The organism is Streptomyces sp. NPDC088812, assembly GCF_044750285.1.
Classification (GTDB): domain Bacteria; phylum Actinomycetota; class Actinomycetes; order Streptomycetales; family Streptomycetaceae; genus Streptomyces.
This window is the reverse complement of sequence record NZ_JBIVJP010000002.1, coordinates 416,713-436,110: the sequence shown is the minus strand read 5'-3', so window position 1 is coordinate 436,110 and position 19,398 is coordinate 416,713. Positions and strand designations below refer to the sequence as shown.

Genomic DNA, 19,398 nt, shown 5'->3' with positions numbered 1-19,398 from the left:
CCCCGCAGAGAATTCCCGCGCTCCGCCCGGATCTCAGCCTTCCGCGGACCAGAGCGATACTGCAGAACCACTCGAAATGGGTGAACGGTACACCGCTGCGGTACTGCTTCCTCGACGGCGCCGACAACGGTGTGGAGAAGGAGTGGCTGGCCGAGGTCCACGACGGTTTCCAGGAGTGGGAGGACCTCGGGATCGGATTGCGGTTCCGCCCCGAGGACAATCCCGCGGAATCGGAGATCCGGATCACCTTCGCCGATGACGGATCCTGGTCGTACGTCGGCACGGACTGTCTCGGCATCGGTGTCGACGACGCCACGATGAACTTCGGCTGGGATCCGACCTCGCCCTACGGCAAGACCACGGTCAGGCACGAGATAGGGCACGCGATCGGCTTCAACCACGAACACCAGAACCCGTTCGCGGGGATCGAGTGGGACGAGCCGAAGCTGTACGCGTACATGGGCGGCCCGCCCAACAACTGGCCACCGGAGACGACCTTCCACAACATCGTCCGGAAACTCTCCACGGACCAGGTGAGCGGTTCGGACTGGGACCCGAAGTCGATCATGCACTACGGGTTCGGGCCGGGTCTGATCAAGCGGCCGGAGGCGTACCGGAACGGTGTCCCCTCCCCGAAGGGGCTGTCCGACCGGGACAAGGAGTACGTACGCACGTGGTATCCGCCGCTGGCCCCGCACATGGACGCGCTCCAGCCGTTCCGGTCGGCGGTCCTCGGCCTCGGCAGCGGGGAGCAGGCCGATTTCGAGATCGTCCCGGAGAAGAGCCAGAAGTACCGGTTCGGCACCTTCGGCGACGCCGATGTGCGGATGGTCCTCTTCGAGGGCACGGACGAGGACCTGCGCTTCGTCACCGGTGAGGACGACAGCGGTGAGGACCGCAACGGCCGCTTCGAGGTCAAGCTCTTCGCGGGCCGCCGGTACGTCCTCCGCCTCCGGATGTACGCCACGTGGGGTGGGGGGAACGCGTCGGTCATGTACTGGTGACCGACGCCGGCCGGCCCGGAACCGCCGGGCCGGCCTTCCCTGACCGATACCCCTAGGACCCCTCGGGCGGTGCCGCCGCGCGCAGCCCCAGCCGGTCGTCCGGGTCGCTCAGCCGTCCCGCGTTCGTCGGGTCGGTGAGCAGCCGGCGGACCGCCGGGTCCGGCATGCGGATCACCACGGGGGCCGGGAGGGTGACCTCCTGCACGGCCACCGACGGGCGGCCGCCGCGCACCCGGTTCGTCACCCGCGCCACCACCCGTACGTCCAGCGTGAACTGCACCAGTACGGACGCGAACTTCGGCTTGTGCATCGGCATCGAGCCGGCCGCGTTCGCGGCGGTCGACGTGCCGCTGCCGGAGCCGTCGACCGTGGCGTAGAGCTGGTTCATACGGAACTCGTCCGCGTTGAGCACGCCCGCGCCGAACAGGCCGCGCGCCGACGAGCCGTGCTCGTTGGCCTGCTGCCCGTCCGCGCCCGTCGGACGCGGCGCGTCCAGGCCGCTCTGCGCGACCGTCTCGAAGGTCATGTTGTCGCCGACGCCCAGCACCCGGCCCTCGCGCAGCCGCGCGTGCAGCGAGGCGCGCAGGTCCTGGCCGGACACGCCGGTCGCGTGCACCGGCGGCAGGTCCACGCCCGCGGAGGTCAGCAGCGGCAGCGCCGAGATCAGCCACTCGGTGGAGACCGCCTCGCGCAGCAGGTGGAAGGCCGCCTCGCCGCCGGTACGGAAGCGGTCGCCGCCGCCGGCCCGCTGGACGGCCTCGTCGACCGCCTGCTGCACCCTGGGCGTGCCCTGGAAGCCGTTGACCTGCGCCTCCATCGGCAGGCGCACGCCGTCGGCCCGCCAGGACCCGATCCGGTCGGCGCGGGCGTCGGAGGCTGCGGCGGCCCGCCGCCCGACCTGCCGGGGCGGCACGGGCGTGACCCGGGACAGGGCGTGGAGGTCGGCGTCGAGGACACGGTGGGTCAGGGTCAGCCCGGTCAGCCCGGTGAGGGCGATCCGGCGGTTGCCGTTCCACAGTTCCAGGGTGGCGTCGATCGGCACGCTCATCCGGGACGAGGACGCGGAGGACGCCTCGGCGACGGTCTTGACGCCGAGCTGGGCCCGTCCGGTGGACGCGGTGCGCCGCGAGTCGCTCCACCCGAGTCCCAGGCCGCCCGTCCCGCCGACGCTCTTGAGCTGCCCGACGCCGCCGTCGGGTTTCCCGGCGCCCGCGAGGACGGCCTCGACGCCCCGGGAGTCGCTCTCGTCGTGCGCGGAGGCCTTCTGCGCGGCGGCGGAGGTGATGTACTCCATGTCCCGCCCGTCGGACGCGGTCTCCGCGTACTTGCCCCGCCCGGTCCGCCGGACGTGGAACACCGCCCGGTAGGGCCGTTTGCGCCCGTCGAACAGCTCGACGCCCACGCCGCCGTCCATCGCGCTCGACAGCAGGCCCGCCGAGCCGTCCCGGTCGAGGACCCGCAGCAGCCGCTGCACGTTGTCGTTGCGGTCCGTCGACAGGGTGCGCGGCAGCAGGTCCTCGGCGAGGGAGCGGTCCATCCGGCCGCGCAGCCGCTCCAGCAGCGGCACGAAGTCGGGCAGGTCCTCGATCATCCCGAAACCCAGCGGCAGCCCCTGGGCGAGGTCGGGGACGGGGGCGGGGGGCACGAGGGAGGTCGACGTCGAGGCGCCCCCGGCCGCCGAATCCCGCGCGGTGCCGTCGTCCCGGGCGGTCTCCTTGCCCTTGGCGGACGTGCCGTCCTTCCCGGCGGGCGCGGCGTCCTTGCCCTTACCCTTGCCCTTGCCGCCGTCCTTGTCCGCGGAGGTCTCCCCCGGCAGCCGCAGCCCCGCCGCCCGCACCTGCGCCTCCGTCATCCACACCGACACCGCGCCCGGCGCCGTACGCCCGCCCCGGGCGACGTACGGGCCGCCGCCGGTGACCGCCACCTCGGCGACCATGCGCAGCACGAGGTCGCACTGGACGAGGTACAGCGGGCTCTTGCGGGGGGTGTGGGCGTTGCGTTCGACCGTGCCGGAGAGGGTGAGCGCGGAGGTGTCGCCCGACCCCAGGCTGCGGCCGGCGGACACCCCCTCGCCGAGGCGCCATTCGGGGCCGTTCTCCGAGCCCATCAGGCCGCCCTGCACGGACGTGCCGTGGCTCTTGCCCTCCTGGCCGGTGACCTGGTGGCCGCCCAGCACGAACGTCTCGGTGCCGGGGCCGGTGCCCTGGTGCACGATCCGCGGGCCGGTGAGCGCGAACCGGGTGCCGACCGCGCCGGACAGCCCGTTCAGGCGGCGCGGGTGGCGCAGGTTCTTCACCACCCATCCGGCGGAGACGCCCTGCCGCAGCGCGGCGTTGAGGGCCTGCGGGCTGAAGCGGTCCTCCAGGGTGGCGCGGGGCGCCAGTCCCTCCGTCTGGAGGGCGCGGTCCTCGCGGGCCTCCTTGTTGCGGGCGGCGGCCTTCGCCAGCAGCTCGAACGCCAGGTCCCGCACGGGCTGCCCGTCGCCGACGGTCTCCACCAGCGTCCAGTCCCGCACCCCCTTGCCGCCCAGCTGGCGGGGCGCGAGCCCGGCGAGGTCGCCGATGCCGGCCGCCGCGAAGTCCGTGCGGACGTCCCGGTGGGCGGCGGTGCGCGCGGCGGTCGCGTCGTCCAGCCGCTGCTTGCCCTCGTCGTCGAGGGTGAACGCGGTCGGGGTGAGCAGCCGTACGTCCTGCTCGTCCAGCCGCAGTCCGGCGAGGGTCTTGGCCTCGGGCACGTCATGGCCGGGGGCGCCGGGGGTGAGGGCGCGGGCCGCCTTGCGCTGCCGGCTGGTCATGGTGACGTCGACGTTCAGCCCGAGCGCGGCGCCGAACGCGCTCGCGTCCTCGGAGCCGTTGGTGAGGATGTCGGTGCGGGTGGTCGGCCCGGCCTGTCCGCGCCGGGTCGTGGTACGGGTCTTGTCGGCGCGGACGGAGGCGGTGAGGGCGCCGGGGATCAGCCGGAACTGGCCGAGGGCCATGCCGCCGATGGTGCGGGAGCTGGCCCGCCCGCTCTGCGCGCTGGTGGTGACGCCGGTGTGGCTGCGCACGAGCCAGTCCTTGGCGTCGCCGAGGTAGCCGGTCTCCCGGAGCGAGCCGGTGACCCGCAGCTGCACGTCGTGCGCGTGGAAGGTGCTCTTGCGGCGCAGCCGCACCCGTACGCCGGTGGACAGCAGCTGGTCCTTGTGGACGCGGAGGTTGGTCTCCGACAGGACGGTCACCAGCTCGCGGTAGTTGCGCCGCTGGACCTCCGCCTCCTCCGCGCTGACCTTCCCCGCCTGCCGCTCCGCGCCGAAGGCGGGCAGGTAGCCGGCGAGGCGCGGGTCGGTGGCGAAGAGGCCCAGCACCGCCTTCATCATCGGCGCGGTGTCCAGCTGGCTGATCGCCACGCTCGACCCCATGGCGCCGAAGGGCAGGTGCCGCACGAGGTGCTCGGGCACCTCCTCCGCGGCGTCCACGGTGTCGACCGCCTCCTCGGTCTCCTGCCCGGCGAGGGTGCCCGGCCCGGTGGAGCTCCCGGCCTCGTCCTGACGGAGGGTGACCGGCGCTCGGCCCTTGCCCTTCTTGGCCTTGGCCTTCCCCTTGCCCTTGGGGTCGTCGGCGGGCCGTTCCGGCCGGGTGAGGAAGTCCCCGGCGGTGATCCCGTCCGGCAGCGGCAGCCCCAGTTCCTGCGCCTCGTCGGCGCGCAGGGTGATCCACACCTTCATGGCGTGGTGGGCCGTACGGTCGCCCTTGACCAGGGGCGACTCGGGGCCGCTGCCCTCGACGGTGAAGCGGACGGTGCCCAGGTAGAGGACCTTGTCGCCGCGGACCTCCGCGCCCTGCCGGCTGGAGACGGTCTGGTCGGCGACCGTGAACCGGGCCTTGCGGGCGCCGGTGATCGGCATGACGGTGCCGCGCACGGCGGCGGCGCTGCCGAGGACGCCCACGCCCATCGCGGGACCGGCGCCGAAGGTACCGCCCCGGCCCTTCCCGGCGGTGTCCGTCACCGACTGCTGGGTCTGCTGGTGGGTGCGCAGCTGGGTCTTGCCGGTGCCCCAGCCGGGGGCCAGCGCGGTGATCGCGGCGCGCATCCGGTAGGTGCCGGTGGTCTGGCCGTCCCGGCTGGTGAGGTCCTCGCCGACGACGCCGTCGCGCAGCAGCCGGGGCATGTCCTCCAGCACGGTCGAGGCGGCCGTCGCCTCGTACAGCCGGGCCCGGCCGGGGGCGCCCGGCGAGGTCAGGGAGGGGTTCAGCACGGAGGCGACCGCGTCGAACAGCCCGCCGCCGCCCCCGTGCGGCGCGGCCCGGTCGGCGACGGCGAGCGGGGCCACGGAGTCGGCCAGCGACACCCGCCGGGAGGTCGCGGCGCTCACCCGGCGCGGCCGGGCCGGGGCGCCCATGGACACCGGCACCAGGTGCTCGGTCGGCACCCGCATGGTGAGCCCGCCGGTCGCGGCGAAGTTCTGGGCCCCCGGGGTGCCGTCTTTGGCGATCCGTACGCCGTAGCGCACCTTCCGCGGCACCTCCACCGAGCCCTTGTCGCTGCGCAGGACGCGGGGTTCGGCGACGTTGCGCTGGCTGCGGGAGTCGCGGGACGACTGCCAGGGCTGCGCGGACGCGGTGACCGCCCCGCCCGCCCACACGGCCGGGGCGACGGGCGCCAGCCCGAACGCGGTGAAGGTGGCGCCCTTGGCGGCGGAGGAGCCGGTGGACTGGGCGACGGTGGCGCCCGTGTTGTGATGCATGTCGATCTTGGTCGCCGCGCCCTCGGGGTCCGCGTGCGCGAGGGAGAAGGTCGGCGGGCGGTCGTCGTCGGCGGGCGTCACGGTGACCGTGACGTCGTAGCGGTCCCGGCCCTTCGGCCCGGTGACGGCGAAGGCGCGGCCCTGCCCGTAGAAGCTCTCGGGGCGGCCGGCGAGTTCGGCGGCGATGTCGTCGATGGTCTCGTCGCGGTGGCCGACGACGGTGACGAGGGTGGTGGCGACGAACTCGTGCCCGGTGAGCCCGTACGCGGAGGACAGCCCGGGGGCGTCCATGTCCTTGAGGTACGGGGGGAGTTCGAGGGAGTCGTCGGCGACCTCGGTGATGGCGTCGAGGGGTGCCCTGTCCTGGGCGGTGGAGGGTCCGCCGGTGCTCAGGGCACGGGCGGTCGCCGCGTTGCCCGCCGTCTGCTGGAGACCGAGCAGGGGGGGCGCCTGGCGCGGCGCCCGGGGAGCCCGGAGAGCCCTGGGTGACCGCTCGGGAATGCTGCCGAGCCGCTCGTCGGTCGCCTGCCGCTGTCCTCGCACCGCGTCAGCGTAGGAACGGCCGGCCGCCTGCGGGGGCTGAGCGACGAGTGTTCAACTCGTGTACGACAAATGGTCATCGTCGCCGGTCAGCGGGGGTCCGGGTACAGCGGCAGGCCCTCCGTGGAGATCGTCCACTCGGCGACGGTGACGTCCTCGCCGTAGACGAAGTCCTTGCGGGTGGCGTAACGGGGGCCGTCGGGGGTGGGGTGGATGTCGGAGAGGACGGCGCCGGTGCCGGTGCGCGGGTCGAAGACCGCGTAGACGGGGACGCCCATCAGCGGGTAGTCGCGCATCTTGGCGACCCAGTCGTTGTCCGGGTTGGAGCGGGAGACGACCTCGACGGCGGCGATGAGTGTGCGGGCACTGAAACTGCCCGGGACCTCCATGTCGGCCATGGCGATCACCATGACGTCGGGGCGGCGCATGATGCCCTCGGGTTCGTCTTCGACGTCCGGTTCGCCCGTGTGGGCCACGATCTCGTCAGGCATCACCTTTTCGAGACGTTTGCGCAGGTGCAGGGTGGTCAGCTCGTGCGGACCGACGGGCGCCATCATGTCGTGGACGATTCCTTCCTTGGTGACCTCGAACTTCCCGGGGAGGGTGTCGTCCATGGACTGAACGAAGTCCCGCATGGCCCGGTACCGGTGGGAGGCGTCCTGCCGCGCGTCGTCCGGGGCGATGGTCATGGCGCTCGCTCCTCGTCGTCTGTGCCCAGGGGCAAGGATCGTCGCTCTCATGCTAGGTGGCCTTTGGGGGTGATGGCCCAGGTCACTCGCGTACCGCCTCCATCGCGTCGTCCAGTACGGCGCTCAGCTCCTTGAGGGCGTCCTGCGCGATGACGGCGTCCTCGTGCTCCAGGTCGCTCCTGGCCTGGGCGTAGCGGCTGGAGAGGTCGGGACGGCGGGCGATCTCCGTATCCCTGGCCCAGGTCAGGACCCAGCTCCGCACAGGACTGAGGGACTGCCATTCGACCGCTTTGGCGAACGCCTCGTCCTGCGTGGCCTGCATCTCTCCCAAACGGCCGGGCGCGACGACGGCGAGGGCGGCGCGAAGGGCGTCGGGGGTCTGCGCGGGACGCGGGATCAGGTCGTGCCCCTGGTCGGCCTGAGTGCTCATGGTGTCCTCCAGGGGGCAGTCAGACATCCGTGTGGACGTGATCGCGGCAGTCGCGGCAGCGGCCCGGCTCCGGGGCGCGGAAGGGGCGGTCGCAGCCGGGGCAGGTCTGGAAGGGGTGCCGGGCGGGCGGGGGCGGGCCGGGCGGCCGGACGGGTGGGGGCGGCGGGAGCAGGGCGGTGAGGCGGTGGGCCAGGAGGGCCGCCGGGCGGTGCAGCGGCTCCTCGGGGAGGCCGGAGGTGAGCGCGTGGCGTACGGCCGTGGGGGTGACCTCGCGTTCCAGCCAGGCGGCGACACCCGGCGCCAGGTGGGCCGTGTCGGCCGCCGAGAGGAGGAGGCGGGAGTCGAGCCGGCGGAGGGAGGCGAGGAGGTCCGTCGCCGTCTGGTGCAGGGCAGCGGCGGCGGGTGCGGAGGGACGGGGGACGTCCGGCAGGGCGGCCTTGCGGGGTGCGGCCGGGCGCTGCCGCGCGGGCGCGGGGCGGCGGTCGTCGGCCACCGTCATCGTCGTCGCCTCACGGGGGTGGCCGGGCCGGTTGCAGGAGATCGTGCGGGTGACGATCCGGCCGCCGGGCACGCGGGTGCGCTCGCGCCGCAAGTAGCCGTGCGCCTCCAGCTCCCGCAGGGCGGCGGCGATCCGCGTCGCGCCCTCGGGGAAGCGGGCGGCGAGGGACTTGATGTCCACGCGGGCGCCCTTCGGCAGCGACTGGATGTGCACGCCCAGCCCGATCGCCAGCAGCGAGAGCTCGGGGTGCTGGGCCAGGTGGTTGCCGACCACCGTGAAGTGGGTGGTGTGGCGGGCGTTCTCGTGCAGCAAGCCGCCTGGACACCGCCGGTTCGGGTGGTGGTTGGCGCCAAGCCGGGACTGGGAGCGCGCAGGCGCGCTAGGGTTTTCGTTACCCATCTGGGAAGTGTTTGCCTTCCTCGGTGGTCAGGCCCTCGCACTGGGATGGCAGTCCCGGCGGGGGCCGACGCATGTCTGCTGTCGTCGCGCTGAGCGTAGGGCAGGCAATGCCCACCAAACCCCGCCGAGTTGGCATTTTCACCCACCCGGGTGAGTTTGCCGTGCGGGCGGGAGGGGTGGGGCTTGGTGGGGTTCTTTCACCCTGGTGGTTCTTAAAAGAGACCGCCCGTGTCACCGGAGCACGGGGACGCGAGTTCCGGTGCCAGAGACACCTCGGCCCAGACGGTCTTGCGCGACGCCGGTCCCTCGCAGACTCCCCACCGCGCCGCCAGCGCGTCCACGAGAACCAGCCCCCGCCCGGACTCGCTGTCCGGGGACACCCGCTCGACGCACGGCGTACGGTCACCGCGCGTGTCCGAGACCTCGATGCGCAGGGTGTCGCCGACGACGTACAGCAGCAGCCGGAAGTCGCGGCCGTCGGCCCGGCCGTGCGTGACGGCGTTGGCCGCCAGCTCGGCGACGATCAGCGCGGCAGGGTCGGCCGGGAGCCCCCAGGTGCGGAGTTGCTCGGTGGCGAGCAGTCGGGCGAGCCGGGCTCCGCGAGGCGTGGGGGACAGCTGCGCGTGGAAGTTGCGCAGGGGCGAGTCGAGTTGGTGTGTTTCGTGGATCACGTCACCCAGAGTGGCCGGGCTCGCCTACCGTGAACAGTGACGACATCGATACGTAGGGTCACTGTCGGTCGCTTGTCCGGTCGTGTCCGGGCATGTCGGCGGGGCGGAGAGGCGGCACGGAATGCTGGTCGACGGAGAGGCGGCACGCCTCAAGGGGGAAGCGGACGAGCCGGGGTGGGAGGTCGACCCCGACGACGAGTGGGGCGTCGCGGTCGTCGCCACGGTCGGACGCCAACTGCGTCTGCGGCGCGAGGCGGTGGGCATGCGGGCCACCGAGTTCGCGACGGCGGTCGGGTACGGCGAGGACCTCGTCTACAAGATCGAGGGCGGGAAGCGGATTCCCCGACCGGAGTACCTGGACAAGGCGGACGAGGTGCTGGGGGCGGGTGGGTTGCTCTCGGCGATGAAGGCGGATGTGGAGAGGGTCAGCTATCCCAAGAAGGTCCGGGAAATCACCGAGTTGGAGACGAAGGCGATCGAGCTCGGCGTGTATGTCGGGTTGAGTCTCCATGGTTTGTTGCAGACCCCGGCGCACGCGCGGGCGCTGCTCGACGTCTGGCAGCCGACGTACTCACCGGAGGACGCGGAGCGGCGGGTGGCCGCGCGCATGGCGAGGAAAGCAATCTTCGAGAGGTCGCCTGCGCCTGCGCTCAGCTTCGTCCAGGAAGAGGCGACACTGCGTCGGCCGGTCGGAGGCACAATGGTGTGGCGTCAGCAACTCGAACATCTGCTGGAAGTCGCAGAGTTGCGTAACGTCACGTTCCAGGTCATGCCGACCAACTCGGACGCCCATCCCGGACTGAGCGGAAGGATCGAGGTGCTGAAGTTCCCGGACGGCACGGCGCTCGGCCGTTCCGACGGTGCCTACAACGGTCGGCCCATCTCGGACCCGAAGCAGCTGCGGATCCTTGAGCTGCGGTATGGCACCATCCGGGCGCAGGCTCTCACACCCAGGGAGTCGCTGGCCTTCATCGAGCAATTGCTGGGAGAGACATGACCCGCGAAGACCTGGTGTGGTTCAAGAGCAGCTACAGCGACGGCCCGGACGGCGACTCCTGCGTAGAAGTCGCCCTGGCCTGGTTCAAGAGCAGCTACAGCAGCAGCAGCGAGGGCGATTCCTGCCTCGAAGTAGCCCCCACCCCCTCCACCATCCACATCCGCGACTCCAAGGTCACCGACGGCCCCCGCCTCGCCCTCGCACCCCAGCCCTGGGCGCGCTTCGTCCGGTACGCCGCCGTCCGGGACTGAGGCGCTCACAGGCTTCGCATCACCCGCAGGGTGTAGGGGCGGAAGGCGGCGACCGATCGGTGGCCCACCAGAAGGCCCCGGCAAATGCTGACCAGGGAAAACACGCGTGAGCGACGATCAGCAGTTCACCACCGAAGGTCAGCGGCGCCAGGCGGAGCTGATCTGGGACTACCACCGGATGCACCATGAGCTGGGGCCCGTCGATGTGGCGATCGGGCTGGGAAGCCACGACCTCGGCGTCGCGGCCCACACCGCCGAGCTGTATCGCGCAGGGCTCTTCCCCCACCTGGTGTTCACCGGCGGCAGCAGCCCCACCACCGCCAAGGTCTTCCCGCGTGGCGAGGCCGTCCACTTCCGCGAGCACGCCCTCGACCTCGGTGTCCCCGCCGACGCGATCCTGCTGGAGCCCAACGCGGGTAACACGGGACAGAACATCACCCTGTCCCGTGAGGTCCTCGCGGCGGCCGGCATTCACCCGACCAGGGTGCTGCTGGTCTCGAAGCCCTATATGGAGAGGCGGTCGTTCGCGACCGCCCGCAAGCTGTGGCCCGACGTCGAGATCATCTGCGCGTCGGAGCCGCTGGAGTTCGACGACTACGTGAAGTCCATCGGCGACGAGAAGCTGGTCCTGGACATGCTCATCGGCGATCTTCAGCGGATCATCGAGTATCCGAAGCTCGGATTCGCCATCGAGCAGGAGGTCCCGGAGGACGTGCATGCAGCGTACGAATCCCTCATCCGCGAAGGCTTCACCCGTCGCCTCCTTCGCTGATCCTCCTGCCGCTGCCGGGCTGTACGCGATCCACCAGGCGGACTACGGGCTGACCGTTCGCGTTGGCCTCGGACAGTTCCCGGGTGCGGCGCAGCAGGGCTTCCCGGACGGCGTCCGGTGACAGGACCCGCAGTGGTGTGGCCAGGCTGAGGAGGTACCTGGCGAGCCCGTCCGCGTCGGGGCCGCCGATGTCGACGATCGTGGCGTCGGGGCCTTCCGGGCGGTGGGTGCCGACCGTCCGCGGGATCAGTCGCAGCGCCTGGTCCATGGGCAGCGGGAGGCGGATCGTCACGTGGAGCGGGTAGGCGCCGGTCGCGATGGAGCGGGAGACGAGCAGAGCCGGGTCAGGTGGGTCGATGAGTTCCACCGGGCGCCCGGTCGGCTCTATCCGGCCGACCCTGTCGGCCCGGAAGGTACGCCACTCGTCCCGCGTCACGTCCAGGGCGACGAAGTACCAACGGCGTCCCGTGTGCACCAGGCGGTACGGGTCGACGTCCCGGACCGTGGCTGTCCCCTCCCGGTCGCGGTACGACAGGCGGCAACGCTCCGCCCGGCGACACGCGCCGGCCAGTTCCAGCAGCATGCCGGGCGCGATCTGCGGCGCGTCGGGCCGTGGGGTGTGGACGAAGGCGGCGTCCATCTCGCCCAGCCGGTCCGCGATCCGGCCCGGCAGGACCTGACGGAGCTTCAGCAGGGCGGAGAGCGCGGCCTGGTCTCCGCCGAGGACGCCGCTGAGCGCGGCTTCGCGCAGCCCGATGGCCACGGCGAGTGCCTCTTCGTCGTCGAGGAGCAACGGCGGCACGCGGGATCCGGCGCGGAGGCGGTAACCGCCCCATGGCCCGGGGTCGGACTCGACGCCGTAGCCGAGTTCCCGGAGCCTCGCGATGTCCCGCCGCACCGTGCGCTCGGTGACCGCCATCCGGTCGGCCAGCTCGCCGCACGTCCACGACGGCCGCGCGGACAGCAAGGAGACCAGTCGCAGCAGGCGGGCGGATGTGCTGATCACGCCGTGAAGTGTCCCGCATGACCAGGACCGGAACTGTCCTGGTCCCGGCATAGCGTCTTCCCCATGAGCACTGGAAGCACGTCCGCGCCCGCGATCCGCTACGCGGCCGTCACGTTCGACTGCCCGGACCCCGCCCAACTGGCCCGCTTCTACGGCGAGGCCCTCGGTCTGCCCGTCGCCTACTCCAGCGACGACTTCGTCCTGCTCGGCCAGGAGGGCTCGGCCGGACTGGGGTTCAACCGCCTGGCCGACTACAGGCGTCCCACCTGGCCGGACCCTTTCCAGGAGAAGCAGGCCCACATCGAACTGGGCGTCGACGACCTGGAGGCCGCGCGTGTCCACCTGCTGGCCCTGGGCGCTGTCGAGCCCCCGACCCAGCCCCAGCCCGACCGATGGAGGGTCCTGCTGGACCCCGCCGGCCACCCGTTCTGCATCACCACCCTGGTCTGAACATGATCGGCAGACTGATGACCATGACCGCGCACCCAGGCAAGGGCGGCGAACTCGCCGCCGTTCTGGTGAGCGTCGCGGAGAGGCTGCACGGCTTCCCCGGGTGCGAGATTTACCTGATCAGCCAGGACGCAGCAAACCCGGACACGGTGCACGTCACCGAGGTCTGGCGGGACGAGGCCAGTGCGCAGGCGGCCCTCGCCTCTCCGGCGCGCGCCGACGGGCCCGACCCCGCGGACGTCCTCGCGCTGCTGTCGTCCCCACCGCACCGCACCGACCTCACAGTCCTGGGCGGAGTGGGCCTGCCCTCTCCCGGCGGTCGGCCCTGACACCCGCCGCCGGCCGGAAGGGTGGCCTGCTCGGAGGTCGTTCCTGCGGCCGGGAGTGCGCACACCCGTAGGGTGGCGGGATGTCCGCCCCCACCCCTGCCGCGCTCGTCCGCGGCTACTTCACGGCGCTGCTGGTGAACCTGGCCATCGGCGTACCGACGGTCGTGCTCGTCTGGTGCGCCCGCTGGTACGCCGCCCACGGGCACTGTGACAACGGCGATCTGGCGCGGCGCGACCTGGACGGGTGCACCTACGACCAGATCGAGAACAGCGGGTTCGTGCTGGCCGGGCTGGTCGGGGCCGGGCTTCTCGTCGCGGTGCTGGTGCTGGTCTTCGACGTGCTGCGTCCCCGGGCGAGGAAGCAGCCGCTCGGGCCGCGCCTGCTGACGCTCCCCGCGGTCCTCCTGCCGTACGGGCTGCTGGCCACGGCGGCGGCCGGATGAGCGGCGTACCGGCAGCGCCTGGTACAACCGAGCGATGATCTACCACGTCGTACCGAAGGACGAGTGGGAGGCGAACGCAGGTGAGCCCTACGCGCCCGCGTCGCTCGCGGAGGACGGCTTCGTCCACTGTTCGCCCGACGAGGAGACGACCCTCGCCGTCGTGAACCTCTTCTACCGGGCCGCGCCCCGGCCGCTGCTGGCCGTGCTGCTGGACGAGGACCGGCTGACCGCGCGCTGCGCGTGGGAGGCGCCGGACCCCGTCCCGCCGCCCGGGGTCGCCGAGGGCGTCCTGTTCCCGCACGTCTTCGGGCCCCTCGACCGGGAGGCGGTCACCCGTGTACGGGAGGTGCGGTGGGACGGCGAGGGGTATGCGACGGGACTGGTGGATCCGGCGGACCCGGCGGACTGACCGCTCAGCACCAGGGGGAGCCCTCCCGGTCGGCGACGATCTGTACGTGGTAGCTGCCGCCGCCGGGGTTCTCCAATTCCAGGTAGGCGGTGGTGCGGCCGACCCGCTTGGTGAGGCAGCCGGCGACGGAGGCGGCCTGCCAGCCGTCCGTCAGGGCGGCCCGCCGGTAGTGGCCGACGACGTCACCGGAGCCGGCCGCGGCGGTCTCGTACCGCGCCCCTACGGCCACGAAGAGATCGTCGTCGTCGCAGGAACGGTAGGACTCCTCCCGTTCGGCTCCCGCCGGCGGTTCCGTCGCCAGGATCTCCTCGTCGGCCAGGGCCTCGGAGAGCCGGTCCTCGGCGTCGCCACAGCCGTACTCGGTGAGGAAGTACAGCGCGGGTCGTCCGAGGTACAGCGCCCCCGCCGCCAGCACGCCCACCGCCGACGCCCCCGCCACCACCACCGCAAGTCCCCTCATGCGGCGGGACGTTAGCGCACCCCCCTGTCGGGTCCGGTCGGTCAGCGGTCGTCGGGATCGTCCCGTGGCACCAGCGTCACCCGGTGCAGGTTGCAGGAGCCGGCGGCCGGACCGGCCCCCGGAGCGGCGGCCAGGTGTGCTTTGAGCGCCATGCTGACCAGGCTCATCAGCAGGTCGACGTCGGCGTCGCAGTCGAGGTGGACGGTGACCCAGCGGGAGCCCGGCACCACCCGGACGGCCGTCGACGCCCGCAGGTCGTCACGTATGCGGTGGATCGCCGGGACGGTGAGGTGGAGGTCCACGTCATGCCCGGAGTGGAAGTGGAGTATCTCGCTGTGAACGGAGCGCATCGCCCGCCCTGCGCCGCAACTGGCGGCGACCGCGGTGAGATCGGGCCAGACTTGAAGTCGTTCCAGGGCACGCTCGGCCAGAGTCATGCGCCCATGGTCGCCCGATCACCGCGCCGCAACCAGGGGTTGAGGGAAACGTAACCGGGGCGTGAGGCGGACGGGTGGGTTCCGGGTCCGTCTCCCGCCCCGGCGTGACGGTATGTCAGGACCGCGTCAGTCCTGCTTCGGTGCCGCCTGCTGGACCACTTCGAAGGACCACAGCGTCGCGTCCGTCGCGGCGGGCTTCGGCCGCTCGCCGCCCTCCGCGGAGCCGGAGCCGCCGCCGTGCGCCGCCTGGGCACGCCCGGACATCCAGTTCTGGAAGTCCTCCTCGCTGCGCCAGCGCGTGTAGACGAGGTAGGTGTCGGTGCCCTCCACCGGCCGCAGCAGCTCGAACCACTCGAAGCCGTCGGAGCCCTCCACCGCGCCGGCCCGCGCGGCGAACCGCTTCTCCAGCGTCTCGCGCTGCTCCGCGGGGACCGTGAGTACGTTGATCTTGACGATGCTCATGGGGTCATTCTCCAGCAGCGTGTGCCGAACGGTCCGCTCCTACGCTCGCGGGTCGTCTCCCCGAACGGCCCGGACGAGGAGCGTGCCCATGGTCCGCCGGTCATGTGACGGGGCGGGGAGGACGGTCGCCGTGGACTCCGCGAATCCGTGTGCTTCGAGGAGCGAGCACCAGACCTCGGGCTCGTAGTCCCACCGCTTCACGACGGCGGGGTCTTTCTCGGCCCCTCGCGGGATGTACGACGCCTGGCAGCCGTAGCAGCCTTCGACCGGGGGGCGCTGCGAGAGGGCGAACACTCCGCCTGGCTTGAGGCTGGTGCGGACGAGCGGGAGCAAGAGGGCGGGATCGGTGAACCATGCCGCGCCGAACACGCTGAAGACCGCGTCGAAGAGCGTGAACGTCTCTGCGAGGTAGGCCACGGCGTCGCCCTGGTGCAGTTCCGTGCCGTCCGCGTCCGGCCAGCGCTCACGGGCCTTGGCGAGCTGTGCGGGGGACAGGTCGACACCCACTGCCTTCGTGCCGAGAGTGGCGAGGTGGGCGAGGTTCCCGCCGGACCCGCATCCAAGGTCGAGAACGGTGTCCCCGGACTTGAGCGCGAGCACTTCATGCCCGGGACCGTGGTCGGCGTACTGGGTCCAGTTGAACCACGTGGTCTCGCCTTTGGCATTGGTCTGCCTCCGCTGGGGCTTGCTCTGTGAGTAGGTGTCCCAGGCGGCGCTACGAGTGTCAGTCATTGCGTGTCCGTTCTCGTTCACGGCGACAGCCGCCCGGCACGATACCGGGCGGCTGCTGCTCCGGGGTCGCTGTTTGCCCCGCGCGGGAGTTACTTGGCTACGGGGCTGTCGGAGCATCCCGCGTAGCTCTGGGTGCAGTCGGCCGCGCCGTCAGCCGGCCAGAACTCCGGGTCGGTGTCGAAACCGGCCTCACGCATCAGATGGGCCGTGCGGCGCATCGCGGCCCGGCCCTCCTCCGGGTTGGGTCCGCTGTTGCGGTCCGGGACGTGGTGGATGAACCCGCAGCCGAGCGCCTCGCAGAAGTCGGCGTACGACTTGGTGTGGAGCACGAACGCGTGCCAGAAGACGTCCACGCGGAGGCTGGGGGTCGCCTTCTCCGTGGTGCCTGCGGCGGTGGCGAGGAAGGATGCCATCTGGGTCACGCCGCGCTCGCCCTGCTCGTCGGTCATCTCCGGCCAGGAGTCCTCGCGGACCATGGTGATGAGACCGGCCCGGAGTTCCGGGGAAATGAGGTCGTACGCCGTCTTCGTCGTGTCGGTGGTCGTCATGCGTGGGCCCTCCTGGTCGTAGGACTCGGACAGCTCGATGGTGCTCTTAGGCAGGGGCCGTAACGACGACACTCGGGGCGTCCGGTCGGCGTTGCTCAGGACGGCGTCAAGAGCGCCTGCCAAGGCGTCAAACCGGTGTCATTGAACCGTGGTTCGGTTAGCTTTGACGTCATGACGACGACTGCCGTGGTGCCTAATGATGTGCTGCGCGCCGTGCGTATCGGCCTGCGCTTGAGCCAGGACGATTTCGCCAAGGCTCTCCGCCGGGCTGGAGCGGAGCTGGGGGAGCCGAACGAGGCGTCCAAGCGTCTCGTGCAGCGCTGGGAGTCCGGCACGAGCAGAACGCCTCGAGGCGTGTACGCCAGGGCTTTGGAACGGGTCACCGGCCGTCCGGTCGAGGCCCTCGGGTTCAGTCTGCCGGTGCTGATGGCACGGGTCCATGCGGACGGGAAGGGAGGGCATGACATGGAGGCCGGTGCGGAGGGTGCCACCACCGCCGTTGTGGGTGGGCAGTTCGCAGCGCAGTCGACCGAGGAGACGTTTTCGGGGGTGTGGCTCAGCCGCTACGAATTCTTCTCTTCGAGTCGGGGCGACTCGTACGAAGGCAAGCACTACGTAGTGATCGTCCAGCACGGAAACCGGCTGACCGCTCAGAGCCTGCCCGGGGCGAGCGGCAATCCTGACAGCCCGCTCGCGCTGGACCTGACCGTTGATCGCAACGTGGTCACCGGCACGTGGGTCGAGCAGACAGCCACAGACGGCTACTACAACGGAGCTCGCTACCACGGCGCCCTTCAGCTCCTGGTCGAGCCGACCGGTCGGCGCATGGCCGGGAAGTGGGTGGGCTTCGGCAAGGACTTCGACGTGAACACCGGACCGTGGGAGCTGAGGCTCGTGGACCGGTCGACGAGCAAGGCGGTGCTGGAAGGGTACAGCCGACCGCCGGAGTAACGGATCACTCACGCCGCGAGGCGATCGGAGTAAGCGCCCCGTCCTCCTGCCCTTGCAGGTCGGCGGGGCTCCTCGTTCTGAGCCTGGCGGAGTCAGAGTCCGGCCTGTGCTCGACTGCTGGTCCGGCCCGTATTGACCAGTCGAGGGTCAGGGCTTGTTCGTGCTTGCGGCGGTGCCGGGTGCCGGCCGTGGCGGCCCCTGGCGCCGGGTGCGGTGGTGTCAGGGGCCACACGGGGTGGTGCCAGGCGTCCGTCGGCGGCCTCGGTCACCCGCCGGTGAGGCGTGCGGTCAGGCGGGACAGCAGGGCGACGCAGTCGTGCAGTTGTCCCTGCTCTTCAGGGGTGAAGGTGTCCTGGAGGGCGGTGGTGAGGGCGCGGGAGCGTCGGGCGCGTTCGAGTCGCAGGCGGGTGCGGCCGGTGTCGGTGAGGTGCAGCAGCTGCTTGCGGCCGTCGGTGGGGTGGGGTTCGGGGCGTACCAGGCCGGCGTCGACGAGTTCCCTGACGGACTTGGCGGCCGATTGGTGCGTCACCCGGCGCCGGTGGGCGAGGTCGGACGTGGTCAGCGGGCCGTCCCGGTCGAGGAAGCCGAGGGCGGCCGCCTCCCCGGCGGGCATGGTGTCCACGACCCGCACGGCACGGACCAGCTCCCCGATCGACTGCCGCAGCTCCTCGGCCAGCTCGGCCAGTGCTTCTTCATCCATGTCCATGCGTCCACCCTAACCGGAGCAATGGAACTTGGTTGTACAGTCTGGCTGTACAGTTACTCCAGTGAGGGAGAGGACGCCGGCCATGCGGCTCACCAAGTTCGGCCATGCCTGTGTGCGAGTGGAGAAGGACGGTCACCGGCTGGTGATCGATCCCGGTGGCCTGACCGGGCCCGAGGCGCTGGACGGCGCCGACGCGGTCCTGGTCACGCACGAGCACTTCGACCACTTCTCGGAGGAGACGCTGCGCCGGGCGGCCGAGGCCCACCCGCGCCTGCGGATCTGGACCAACTCCTCGGTCGCCGGGCGACTGGAGGGCCTCGGCGCCCGGGTCACCGCCGTCGGGGAAGGCGACGCGTTCACCGCGGCCGGCTTCGACGTGACGGTCCACGGCGCCTGGCACGCGGTCATCCACCCCGACATCCCGCGCGTCGCCAACGTCGGCTTCCTCGTCGACGACGAGCTCTTCCACCCCGGAGACGCCCTGACCGTCCCCGACGCGGCCGTCGGCACGCTGCTGCTGCCGGTCCACGCCCCGTGGTCCACCGTCGGCCACCTGATCGACTACGTCCGCGAGGTCGCCCCGCGCGACGCCTACGCCATCCACGACGGCGCCCTCAACGACATCGGCACCGCCATGGTCGGCGGTTTCCTCGGCGACCAGGGCCCCGGAACCGCCGCGCGCTACCACCGCCTGGTCCCGGGCGCGACCGCCCGGATCGGCTGACGCCCCGGCGCCCCAGCGCTCCAGCGCTCCGGCGCCCCGGCACCCCAGCGCCCCGGCGCTCCTGTGCCCCGGTCCCCGAAGCCGCCGTACGCGTTCGGCCGGTGGAGCCTGCGGTGCTGGTGGAGCCTGCGGTGCCGGTGGGGGCCCGCGGTGCCGGTGGGGCCGTCAGCCCGCCGCGGCCGCGGCCAGCGCCGCCGTCACCAGGCCGGCGGCGGCCAGGGCCAGGGACGCCTGGGTGCAGCGGTGCTTGCGCCAGGCGATCTTCGACATGATCACCAGTTGGCGGCTCAGCACGGGGAGGGGGTCCGTCGTGCGCAGGGTCTGCGCGAGCTCGTCGGGGGCCAGGCCGCGCAGGTCCCCGAAGTAGACGAAGCCCGGTCCGGACCGGGGGACCCCCTCGTCCCCCAGGCGGGGCACGACCGCCAGCACGGCCAGCAGGGCGGCGACCGTCAGCAGCCCCATGCCGACGGTCGCCAGCGCCGGGGCGGACAGGCCGTCGAGCCGCGGTGCCCCGCCGGGACCGGAGTGCGACGAGGAACGCAGCACGGCCGTGAGGGCGAGCGCCGCGGATTCGACGGTCAGTGCGAATGCCGCCTTCGTGTCCACCTTTCCCGTCCAGTCGGCGAGCGCCGTGTAAATGCGCCAGGCGGTTTCGACCGTGGACGCCTGTGCGAAAACCGGGGATGCGGTGGACGGCGAGTTTCCCGAAGAATCAGACACGTGTTCCTCCCTGCGTCCCTGCCGGTATGAACGGCCACTTCCACTT

Annotated in this window: 23 protein-coding genes; 10 read left to right on the top strand and 13 right to left on the bottom strand. The window is 71.9% G+C overall.

Going from position 1 to position 19,398, the window contains the following annotated elements:
- Positions 1–80 precede the first annotated feature (80 nt).
- Entirely contained in the window at positions 81–1,004 is a 924-nt protein-coding gene (locus ACIP67_RS05755; protein ID WP_401687865.1) for a M12 family metallopeptidase, read from the top strand.
- A gap of 52 nt (positions 1,005–1,056) precedes the next feature.
- On the opposite strand, the gene ACIP67_RS05750 is transcribed toward ACIP67_RS05755, so the two are convergent.
- The 5 genes from ACIP67_RS05750 to ACIP67_RS05730 all read right to left on the bottom strand — a co-directional run bounded on the left by ACIP67_RS05750 (position 1,057) and on the right by ACIP67_RS05730 (position 8,955).
- A complete protein-coding gene (locus ACIP67_RS05750) occupies positions 1,057–6,270 on the bottom strand; it encodes a hypothetical protein (protein WP_401687862.1) in 5,214 nt (1,737 codons plus the stop codon).
- Between the two features lie 86 nt (positions 6,271–6,356).
- On the bottom strand, positions 6,357–6,956 hold the full coding sequence (locus ACIP67_RS05745; RefSeq protein WP_401687859.1) for a Uma2 family endonuclease: 600 nt from the start codon (positions 6,954–6,956) through the stop codon (positions 6,357–6,359).
- An 82-nt stretch (positions 6,957–7,038) separates the two neighbouring features.
- Positions 7,039–7,386, bottom strand: coding sequence for a hypothetical protein (locus tag ACIP67_RS05740; protein WP_401687856.1), 348 nt, complete (start codon positions 7,384–7,386; stop codon positions 7,039–7,041).
- Positions 7,387–7,405: 19 nt separating this feature from the next.
- Entirely contained in the window at positions 7,406–8,284 is an 879-nt protein-coding gene (locus tag ACIP67_RS05735; protein WP_401687853.1) for a helix-turn-helix domain-containing protein, read from the bottom strand.
- Positions 8,285–8,496: 212 nt separating this feature from the next.
- Positions 8,497–8,955, bottom strand: a complete 459-nt coding sequence (locus ACIP67_RS05730; RefSeq protein ID WP_401687850.1) for an ATP-binding protein — start codon at positions 8,953–8,955, stop codon at positions 8,497–8,499.
- A gap of 121 nt (positions 8,956–9,076) precedes the next feature.
- On the opposite strand from ACIP67_RS05730, the gene ACIP67_RS05725 reads away from it, so the two are divergent.
- The 3 genes from ACIP67_RS05725 to ACIP67_RS05715 all read left to right on the top strand — a co-directional run bounded on the left by ACIP67_RS05725 (position 9,077) and on the right by ACIP67_RS05715 (position 10,975).
- Positions 9,077–9,952, top strand: a complete 876-nt coding sequence (locus ACIP67_RS05725; protein WP_401687847.1) for a helix-turn-helix domain-containing protein — start codon at positions 9,077–9,079, stop codon at positions 9,950–9,952.
- Positions 9,949–10,203 (top strand): DUF397 domain-containing protein, encoded by a 255-nt coding sequence (locus tag ACIP67_RS05720; protein ID WP_401687845.1) that lies wholly within the window; start codon positions 9,949–9,951, stop codon positions 10,201–10,203. Before ACIP67_RS05725 ends, ACIP67_RS05720 begins: the two co-directional genes overlap by 4 nt.
- A gap of 106 nt (positions 10,204–10,309) precedes the next feature.
- Entirely contained in the window at positions 10,310–10,975 is a 666-nt protein-coding gene (locus ACIP67_RS05715) for a YdcF family protein (RefSeq protein WP_401687842.1), read from the top strand.
- On the opposite strand, the gene ACIP67_RS05710 is transcribed toward ACIP67_RS05715, so the two are convergent.
- Positions 10,953–11,981: a helix-turn-helix transcriptional regulator gene (locus ACIP67_RS05710; RefSeq protein WP_401687840.1), complete on the bottom strand. Its 1,029-nt coding sequence runs from the start codon at positions 11,979–11,981 to the stop codon at positions 10,953–10,955. The two genes, ACIP67_RS05715 and ACIP67_RS05710, sit on opposite strands and share 23 nt — an antisense overlap.
- A gap of 63 nt (positions 11,982–12,044) precedes the next feature.
- Between ACIP67_RS05710 and ACIP67_RS05705 the strand changes: the two genes are divergently transcribed.
- From ACIP67_RS05705 to ACIP67_RS05690, 4 genes are all read left to right on the top strand, one after another.
- Complete coding sequence (locus ACIP67_RS05705; RefSeq protein WP_401687837.1) at positions 12,045–12,431, top strand: VOC family protein; 387 nt, start codon at positions 12,045–12,047, stop codon at positions 12,429–12,431.
- Entirely contained in the window at positions 12,374–12,760 is a 387-nt protein-coding gene (locus ACIP67_RS05700; protein WP_401687834.1) for a putative quinol monooxygenase, read from the top strand. The genes ACIP67_RS05705 and ACIP67_RS05700 overlap by 58 nt, the downstream gene beginning before the upstream one ends.
- A gap of 80 nt (positions 12,761–12,840) precedes the next feature.
- A complete protein-coding gene (locus ACIP67_RS05695) occupies positions 12,841–13,203 on the top strand; it encodes a hypothetical protein (RefSeq protein WP_401687831.1) in 363 nt (120 codons plus the stop codon).
- 34 nt (positions 13,204–13,237) lie between these two features.
- Complete coding sequence (locus ACIP67_RS05690; protein ID WP_401687828.1) at positions 13,238–13,612, top strand: DUF952 domain-containing protein; 375 nt, start codon at positions 13,238–13,240, stop codon at positions 13,610–13,612.
- A gap of 4 nt (positions 13,613–13,616) precedes the next feature.
- Here ACIP67_RS05690 and ACIP67_RS05685 read toward each other — a convergent pair whose 3' ends face one another.
- The 5 genes from ACIP67_RS05685 to ACIP67_RS05665 form a co-directional block, all read right to left on the bottom strand.
- Entirely contained in the window at positions 13,617–14,072 is a 456-nt protein-coding gene (locus tag ACIP67_RS05685) for a hypothetical protein (protein WP_401687825.1), read from the bottom strand.
- Between the two features lie 41 nt (positions 14,073–14,113).
- Positions 14,114–14,509 (bottom strand): luciferase family protein, encoded by a 396-nt coding sequence (locus ACIP67_RS05680; RefSeq protein ID WP_401687822.1) that lies wholly within the window; start codon positions 14,507–14,509, stop codon positions 14,114–14,116.
- Positions 14,510–14,635: 126 nt separating this feature from the next.
- On the bottom strand, positions 14,636–14,971 hold the full coding sequence (locus ACIP67_RS05675; protein ID WP_401687819.1) for an antibiotic biosynthesis monooxygenase family protein: 336 nt from the start codon (positions 14,969–14,971) through the stop codon (positions 14,636–14,638).
- Between the two features lie 39 nt (positions 14,972–15,010).
- Complete coding sequence (locus ACIP67_RS05670; RefSeq protein ID WP_401687817.1) at positions 15,011–15,703, bottom strand: class I SAM-dependent methyltransferase; 693 nt, start codon at positions 15,701–15,703, stop codon at positions 15,011–15,013.
- Positions 15,704–15,792: 89 nt separating this feature from the next.
- Positions 15,793–16,251, bottom strand: coding sequence for a glycine-rich domain-containing protein (locus ACIP67_RS05665; RefSeq protein WP_401687814.1), 459 nt, complete (start codon positions 16,249–16,251; stop codon positions 15,793–15,795).
- A 171-nt stretch (positions 16,252–16,422) separates the two neighbouring features.
- Here ACIP67_RS05665 and ACIP67_RS05660 point away from each other — a divergent pair, with 171 nt between their 5' ends.
- Positions 16,423–17,202, top strand: a complete 780-nt coding sequence (locus ACIP67_RS05660) for a helix-turn-helix domain-containing protein (protein WP_401687811.1) — start codon at positions 16,423–16,425, stop codon at positions 17,200–17,202.
- A 265-nt stretch (positions 17,203–17,467) separates the two neighbouring features.
- Here ACIP67_RS05660 and ACIP67_RS05655 read toward each other — a convergent pair whose 3' ends face one another.
- Positions 17,468–17,902: a MarR family winged helix-turn-helix transcriptional regulator gene (locus tag ACIP67_RS05655; RefSeq protein ID WP_401688133.1), complete on the bottom strand. Its 435-nt coding sequence runs from the start codon at positions 17,900–17,902 to the stop codon at positions 17,468–17,470.
- An 88-nt stretch (positions 17,903–17,990) separates the two neighbouring features.
- Here ACIP67_RS05655 and ACIP67_RS05650 point away from each other — a divergent pair, with 88 nt between their 5' ends.
- Positions 17,991–18,632 (top strand): MBL fold metallo-hydrolase, encoded by a 642-nt coding sequence (locus ACIP67_RS05650; RefSeq protein WP_401688130.1) that lies wholly within the window; start codon positions 17,991–17,993, stop codon positions 18,630–18,632.
- A gap of 165 nt (positions 18,633–18,797) precedes the next feature.
- Here ACIP67_RS05650 and ACIP67_RS05645 read toward each other — a convergent pair whose 3' ends face one another.
- Complete coding sequence (locus tag ACIP67_RS05645; RefSeq protein WP_401687808.1) at positions 18,798–19,352, bottom strand: Pycsar system effector family protein; 555 nt, start codon at positions 19,350–19,352, stop codon at positions 18,798–18,800.
- Positions 19,353–19,398: the final 46 nt, after the last annotated feature.

Coding starts and splice junctions, on each gene's coding strand:
- ACIP67_RS05655 (WP_401688133.1), bottom strand. CDS start 17,902: ATGGATGAAGAAGCACTGGCCGAGCTGGCCGAGGAGCTGCGGCAGTCG.
- ACIP67_RS05680 (WP_401687822.1), bottom strand. CDS start 14,509: ATGACTCTGGCCGAGCGTGCCCTGGAACGACTTCAAGTCTGGCCCGAT.
- ACIP67_RS05650 (WP_401688130.1), top strand. CDS start 17,991: ATGCGGCTCACCAAGTTCGGCCATGCCTGTGTGCGAGTGGAGAAGGAC.
- ACIP67_RS05695 (WP_401687831.1), top strand. CDS start 12,841: ATGTCCGCCCCCACCCCTGCCGCGCTCGTCCGCGGCTACTTCACGGCG.
- ACIP67_RS05685 (WP_401687825.1), bottom strand. CDS start 14,072: ATGAGGGGACTTGCGGTGGTGGTGGCGGGGGCGTCGGCGGTGGGCGTG.
- ACIP67_RS05665 (WP_401687814.1), bottom strand. CDS start 16,251: ATGACGACCACCGACACGACGAAGACGGCGTACGACCTCATTTCCCCG.
- ACIP67_RS05725 (WP_401687847.1), top strand. CDS start 9,077: ATGCTGGTCGACGGAGAGGCGGCACGCCTCAAGGGGGAAGCGGACGAG.
- ACIP67_RS05675 (WP_401687819.1), bottom strand. CDS start 14,971: ATGAGCATCGTCAAGATCAACGTACTCACGGTCCCCGCGGAGCAGCGC.
- ACIP67_RS05660 (WP_401687811.1), top strand. CDS start 16,423: ATGACGACGACTGCCGTGGTGCCTAATGATGTGCTGCGCGCCGTGCGT.
- ACIP67_RS05705 (WP_401687837.1), top strand. CDS start 12,045: ATGAGCACTGGAAGCACGTCCGCGCCCGCGATCCGCTACGCGGCCGTC.
- ACIP67_RS05690 (WP_401687828.1), top strand. CDS start 13,238: ATGATCTACCACGTCGTACCGAAGGACGAGTGGGAGGCGAACGCAGGT.
- ACIP67_RS05745 (WP_401687859.1), bottom strand. CDS start 6,956: ATGACCATCGCCCCGGACGACGCGCGGCAGGACGCCTCCCACCGGTAC.
- ACIP67_RS05740 (WP_401687856.1), bottom strand. CDS start 7,386: ATGAGCACTCAGGCCGACCAGGGGCACGACCTGATCCCGCGTCCCGCG.
- ACIP67_RS05735 (WP_401687853.1), bottom strand. CDS start 8,284: ATGGGTAACGAAAACCCTAGCGCGCCTGCGCGCTCCCAGTCCCGGCTT.
- ACIP67_RS05670 (WP_401687817.1), bottom strand. CDS start 15,703: ATGACTGACACTCGTAGCGCCGCCTGGGACACCTACTCACAGAGCAAG.
- ACIP67_RS05700 (WP_401687834.1), top strand. CDS start 12,374: ATGGAGGGTCCTGCTGGACCCCGCCGGCCACCCGTTCTGCATCACCAC.
- ACIP67_RS05720 (WP_401687845.1), top strand. CDS start 9,949: ATGACCCGCGAAGACCTGGTGTGGTTCAAGAGCAGCTACAGCGACGGC.